The following is a 6,550-nucleotide window of genomic DNA, read 5'->3' as shown; positions in this document are numbered from 1 at the left end:
CCCCATGAATCACGCATCTTGCGTCATGGGAATCCCAAAAATTACACTTCTGCCAAAGTAGTGCTAGGAGTGGCTGTCAGGAGAGTTCGGATCACCTCGTGTAGCCACCGCTCTCCGCAATTCTGGCAGCGCAAGTCTGAGCACGATGGCCGCCAGGATCAGGCTTGTGATGATCACGATCGCCAGCGACATTCCCAGCATGGCCTCGTTCCGGAATATCTTGTCACTGATGACACCGACGAGCGAGGCCCCCACCCCATGACCGAACGCAGTATAGATCATCATCAGCAGGCCTATCAGTTGCGCTCTGATCGTTGCGGGCGCTACCAATGCGACGATCGTCGCGCAAAAGACCACAAAAGGTATCGTAACGATTTGACTGACCGCATAGCTTAAGAGAAAGAAATACGGATTGTTGAAGTAGAATGCGAGGAAGACAACGGGGATGAGAAAAATTATGCTGTAACTGGTGAAACGTAGATGGGCATCACGCATCCCTCCAACAAAGAGCCAGTCGACAATCCTTCCGCTAAACACAACAGCGATCGCACCGAACACATTCAGCGCCCCGAGTGCCGGCCCATAGCGCTCGGGCCCCCAGGAGAAGCGACGCTCCATGTAGGTCGGCATCCATGACAGATAGGAATAGGCGACCATCACGATCAGTGTTGCGGCGAGGACGACTGCCGTACTCAGTCTCGCGTTCGCCGCAAGGAACGCCCGTAATTCGCCCTTGCGCGGGGGCGCCGTTTTTTCTGACTCGCGTCGTCGCGGTTCACTGAAGGTCAGCATCGACAACGCAACGACGAGCCCTGGCAGCCCCACTAGGGCGAGGGTTATCTGCCAATAGCCGGCCCCAAGGGATACGGCCATTGTAGTCTGCTCGAGGTGCTTGGCCAAGGTGATGACAAGCGCACCGACCGCGAAGGTGACAGCGCTGCCGAATTTGCTGGCGGTCTGGAACACCGAAGTCGCGAAGGTGACCCTTTGGGGTGGAAAGGTGTCCGCTATCAAGGAATAGGCGGCCGGCAGCAGCGAAGCTTCGCCGATGCCAACAAGGGCGCGACAAATGAGCAGTTGGGGAAAGCTATGTGCGAAGCCGGCTCCCAGCGTCGCGGCCGACCAGACCGAAATACCAAGTACGAGGACCTTGCGCCGATCAAACCGATCGGCGGCCCAACCCATCGGGACACAGAAGATCGAAAACCCCAGCGCGAAACTGAGATTGAGCATAGCGCCCATCTGTAGATCGCTGAGGTGCAAATCCTGCTTTATCGGTGTAACCAACATCGTGATAATGAGGCGATCCAGCCACGAAAAGGCATAGGCAAGAAACAGGCACGCCACCATCCACCAACCGGTAATATTCTGTTTCGCCATCATTGTTCCCATTCACGATCCTGGCGCTGTCACCCCCCCGGGCTGAAGCGATCCAGACGATCGGCCTCCAGCCCCGGGACTCAACGGCGATTGCGCAGCGCGCCTAGATTTGCGCCCTCACAACTATGGTCATATAGCGACCGACCACATCGTAGAGGGTTCGCTGCGTCGGCGGCTGCGCCACGCCACGCACACCGGTGGTGTCGACCGGCTTGCGCGGATCGCTGTTGCTCGTCTGAACCAGTGCCTGCTTGCGATATTCGGCACCGGCGACAATTTTCACCGGCCCTGCCCAGGTATTAAAAATATCACCTGAGATGCTTATCTGCGCGGCATGCATCACGTTGCGCGTGAGGTCTGGCTAATTGATCCCTGGAACACGGGAAGCTGATTCAGCGCATCGGGTAGATTACTGGGCGCAGAGCGTATGAGGTCTTCAGATCGGGCGACCGTCACCGGAGTCGGGGCCTGGAAACCTGCCCGAACGATCCTCGATCCGGTTACAACAATGTCGGAAGCCTCCTGACCTCCTTCGGACGCCGCTCCCTCAACGGTGCTGGCCGCAGATCTCGATTCATCGCTCTGCGCATGTGCCAGGATCGCGACCAGGGGCGCGCCGAGAATACACCGCCATAGTAAAGTCCCCCCACCTCTTTTCATAACACCCCCAATTATTATCATATTTACATGATTAAATGACCTTAATTATATTTATCCTATAATAATTGAAATAATAATGAGGATAGTTCAGGAATATAAAACCAGAATACTTCCTCATCCGATTGAAATCCACTGACACATTGAGCATGACCGCGGCCCTCTGTCAATTGGATACAGGACTCAGTAGACATCGTAGACCGCAGCGCGCGTTCAGTCCCGGACCGATTACACCCGCCGGATCAGTTCTTCAGCTTATCGCGTTTCAGCTGGATGGAACAAAGCGTCGCGGAATGCGAAAGGGTGCAGACGAATGCGCGGGAGGATACGCTAAAATCGCGGAAGCCATCGCGCCAATGGTAACATGTTTCAGCTCAATCCTTGTCACGTATCGAGCAAGCTGGTCCCCCCGCCATCCTGCTGCCAACCCCGCTCCTGCCGCCTGCCAGGCCATGCAAGACATCCCGGCCCCTTTGGGCGCGCGCCACATCAGCGCCACCGGACGGAATCATGACAGAAGTCGGCGCCAGCGCCATCTGGACACGACGGACAACCAACAGCTTGAGCTCTCCAGCAGCCAGAGAGTGTTACACAAGCCGGGATTTATCGAGACCCTGCCGCCTGCCCCTCTTGCCATCTCCATTCGAGATGGGTGCATATCCAACCACTGATTTTTTGCGTCGACCATCGGAGATAGACCATGGTGGCAATCTTCAGCGGGAAACCAAATATGACTCTTCCTTCTACGAACAGCGCCGCAGCGCGGGACGCCGCCTTCGTTTTTCATCCTCACAGCAATCTGAAAGCGCAGGCTGAAACACCCCCGATCATTATGACCGGTGGCTCGGGGGTCTATATCCGGGATGATCAGGGAAACTCGTATCTCGAGAGCGCCGCTTCCCTCGGGCAATGTTCGCTGGGCTTCAGCAATGAACGCCTCGCCAAGGCGGCTTACGAAGCGATCAGCACGCTGGGTTCAATCCACAGTTTTCGGAACATCTCCAATCCGTACCTGATCGACCTATCGGAAAAACTGCTTTCCATCGCGCCGACGCCAATGGCGCGCGTCATGTTTCAATCCTCCGGTTCAGAAGCCAACGATACCGCCGTCAAGCTGACCTGGTATTACTGGGCGGCTATGGGCAAGCCACAAAAGCGCAAGATCATCTCGCGCGACGGCAGCTATCATGGCAACACCATCATCACGACTGCCCTCAACGGTAATCCGGCGACACACCTGGGATGCGGATTCAACTTCCCCGAGCTGCTCAAGACCGATGTAACCAATTACTATCGCCATGGGAAACCCGGAGAAACCGAAGAGCAGTTCTCCCAGCGTCTGGTTGATTCGCTCGAAGATTTGATCCTTCGTGAGGACCCCGAGACCATCGGCGCGTTCCTGGCTGATATCACCCAGGCTAATTCGGGCGGCCTGCTGCCCCCCGCAGGCTATTGGGAGAAGATCCAGGCCCTCCTGAAAAAATATGACATTCTGCTCATTGCCGACGAGGTGGTGACGGGTTTTGGTCGGACGGGTCAGCGTTGGGCTTGCGAAGTTTACGGCGTCACGCCAGATATGGTGAGTACCGCGAAAGCGCTCGCTGCGGGTTTCCAGCCCATTTCCGCTCTCATGCTCAATGAGCGGGTCTGGAACGTGGTTCGGGACGAGTCCGCGAAATATGGCGGTTTCTGGCACGGTTATACTTGGGCCGGCCACCCGGTGGCATGTGCTGTCGCGCTTGAAACCATCAAGCTCTATGAAGATGAGGACATCCTTGGTCATATCCAGGAAATCGCGCCCTTTTTCCAGGAGCAGGTCGCCGCACTCGCTGATCATCCGCTGGTAGGAAATTACCAGGGCATCGGTTTGATCGGCGGCATTGACCTGACCGATGACAGGGAAAAACGGACAGTCTTCGGTCCGGAAAGCCAGCTGGGCGCGCGCCTGACGAAGGCTGGAATTCGAAATGGATTGTTCATGCGCCTGATGGGCAACGCTCGCATCCACTTCTCGCCGCCGTTCATCATCGAAAAGGATGACATCGTGGAAATGGTGACGCGCGCGCGCCGGGCCATGGACGAAGTCAATGCGGAGCTGCGCGCCGACGCTTGATTGCGCGCGATCTCTCACCGATCCTGCTGGATGGTAAAAGGATTTCAGGATGAGTATCGAAGATTTTGTTCACAGCGGCACGGCCCAGCTTATAAGGAATGAGCCTCGTATCGGCGAAGGCGCAATTTTGCAGGTTGTCAATCCGGCAACCGAAGAATTGATCGCCAGTTTTCCGGGCGCATCGATCTCTCAGGTCGACGAAGCCGTCTTCGCGGCTAAGTCCGCTTTTGAAAATGGGCAATGGGGCGATCCGCAATTTCGGCGCGATGTGATCCATCGCTTCGCAGACGAGATCGAACGACACGCCGATAATCTGATGGAAACGTTGGTTGCCGAACTCGGCACGCCAGCGAACCTCAAGGCTAATCACATTGGCACGGCAGTTTCCTTTCTCCGCTGGAATGCCGATGCCGCCTCGGTCGACCGAACCCGGAATCTTGGCCTGAATGTGACGCAAACCGCCACAACGACTATCGCCTACAGGCCGGTTGGTGTGGTGGCTGCGATCAGTGCCTTCAATTATCCCATTTTTATCGCCGCAGCCAAAATCGGGGCGGCGCTTGCAGCCGGCTGTACCGTCGTGCTCTTGTCGTCTCCGCTCGCCCCTCTGGCGGTCGGCCAGTTAGGCGAACTCGTCCGGCGCGCTGATTTTCCAGAAGGCGTCGTCAATATTCTCTCCGGCGGTGCCGATGTCGGCAAAGCCCTCACCGAACATCCCGATATCGACAAGGTGACCTTCACGGGGTCGGTGGAAGTAGGTCGCATGGTGATGCAGCAAGCGGCAACCCAATTGACTGGCGTGGTCCTTGAACTTGGCGGCAAGTCTGCCGCGATATTGCTGCCGGGGGTTGATTTCGCGAAATATGCCTTCCAGTTGCATGCTCGCTATGCCCGGAATGCGGGGCAAGGTTGCGGATCCCCGACGCGAATCCTCGTCGAGGAGTCGCGTTACGATGAATTCGTTCAGGTCAGCCGAGAGGCCTATGCCAAATTGAAGGTGGGCGATCCAAGGGACCCTGAAACGATCCTGGGTCCCGTCGTCACCGACGCGCAGCGCAGGCGGATCGAGGACAGCGTCGAACGCGCCTTGTCCGAAGGCGGTACGATTGTTGCGGGTGGTGGGCGTCCCGATATGCCCAAGGGCTGGTATATCAATCCAGTGCTTATTGGAGGGCTCGAGAACAAGTCGCACCTGGCGCAGAATGAGATTTTCGGACCGGTCTCCGTCATTATCACGTACAGGACCGTCGAGGAGGCGATTGAAATCGCCAACGATTCCGAACTGGGGCTCAAGGCCTATATTTTCGGTCCAACCAGTGATTGCCTCAAGATAGCACCACGGCTGCGTGTAGGCACCGTCCAGATCAATGGTGGTAGCCCAAATCGTCCCGACGCGCCGATTGTCGGCTACAAGAAAAGTGGCGTTGGCGCGGAATGGGGCGAAGACGGTTTGAGAGAGTTCCTTCGTCCTCAAAATATAGACATTCCTTTTATCGCATAGCCACGGAAATCCTGAGACCCTATCCGCCTGGCGCAGCCTTTAGAATGGCAGTTCGGATAGCAATGCAGCCGTTTACTGAATTTATGTGCTGGCAGCCATGAGGCCAGCACATAGGCTGAGCTGGGCGGATTGGGTCGGACTGGGAATCGTGTCTGAGCAGATCAAAACGAAGTTTGCCCTGACCGATTTCGGGCGCGCCCTCATCAAGAAGCCTTTCATTGGCTGGAATTGCTCTTGCGCCCGTGGCGGATCGAAACAGTCACAAGGCGATCTTGTCCGCCAACTTCGATTGTGGAGTGCGTGTCCACGTTTTGCGGGCTCTTGGCCAGATTCCTCGTTTGCTGGCAGACCCGTACGGCCGTTTCGGCCCGCGAAGCTGGCGGCAATGCTGCAGCGAACTCGATCGTTTGAAGATATTTTCCGGCAGCGTGTCGGACAATGGCGCTCTCAGTTGGGCCGGCACCGCGCCGCCCGGCATCGTTCTACCGCTATGCTCCCAACTGGAAAGCGGAGCACGTACCGGCCCATCTGGGCAATGCAAGTGGTGTCTGTCCTCCAAGCCGACGCCTACAAAGGCTATGCCACCCTTCAAATACGGCACAATTTTGCGGTGGTTCTGCGATATCGCACTTCACTTACCCTCACTGCTAGGATCGGGGTCTCCATGATGGATCGATCCGTGCAACACAAAGAAGTGCAGGTACGGACCCCAGAGAAAGTATGGCGAAGATTATCACGTAGCTGCCGGTCATATCGTAGATGAGGCCGAAGAGCAGCGGCGCCATCAGAAGCGCTGATTGAATAACGAAACTCAATAGTCCCATTACTCGTCCCGGTCACGTCCGTCAATGAGGTGTAATTTCGGGTGTGGTCACCGGGCCGCACGATCAGGCGGCCTT

Annotated in this window: 4 protein-coding genes; 2 read left to right on the top strand and 2 right to left on the bottom strand. The window is 56.6% G+C overall.

What is annotated here, in order from left to right; all coding sequences use genetic code 11:
- Nucleotides 1-63: 63 nt before the first annotated feature.
- Both PYV00_RS13750 and PYV00_RS13745 read right to left on the bottom strand, forming a co-directional pair.
- Nucleotides 64-1,392, bottom strand: a complete 1,329-nt coding sequence (locus PYV00_RS13750; protein ID WP_275228851.1) for an MFS transporter — start codon at nucleotides 1,390-1,392, stop codon at nucleotides 64-66.
- Nucleotides 1,393-1,483: 91 nt separating this feature from the next.
- Entirely contained in the window at nucleotides 1,484-1,720 is a 237-nt protein-coding gene (locus tag PYV00_RS13745) for a hypothetical protein (RefSeq protein WP_275228850.1), read from the bottom strand.
- 1,017 nt (nucleotides 1,721-2,737) lie between these two features.
- On the opposite strand from PYV00_RS13745, the gene PYV00_RS13740 reads away from it, so the two are divergent.
- Both PYV00_RS13740 and PYV00_RS13735 read left to right on the top strand, forming a co-directional pair.
- Nucleotides 2,738-4,150: an aminotransferase gene (locus tag PYV00_RS13740; RefSeq protein ID WP_275228849.1), complete on the top strand. Its 1,413-nt coding sequence runs from the start codon at nucleotides 2,738-2,740 to the stop codon at nucleotides 4,148-4,150.
- A gap of 49 nt (nucleotides 4,151-4,199) precedes the next feature.
- Complete coding sequence (locus tag PYV00_RS13735; protein WP_275228848.1) at nucleotides 4,200-5,651, top strand: aldehyde dehydrogenase family protein; 1,452 nt, start codon at nucleotides 4,200-4,202, stop codon at nucleotides 5,649-5,651.
- Nucleotides 5,652-6,550 lie beyond the last annotated feature (899 nt).

It is taken from the genome of Novosphingobium album (ex Liu et al. 2023) (assembly GCF_029076845.1).
Classification (GTDB): Bacteria; Pseudomonadota; Alphaproteobacteria; order Sphingomonadales; family Sphingomonadaceae; genus Novosphingobium.
The sequence above is the reverse complement of the archived record's forward strand: the minus strand, read 5'-3'. Positions and strand labels throughout refer to the sequence as shown.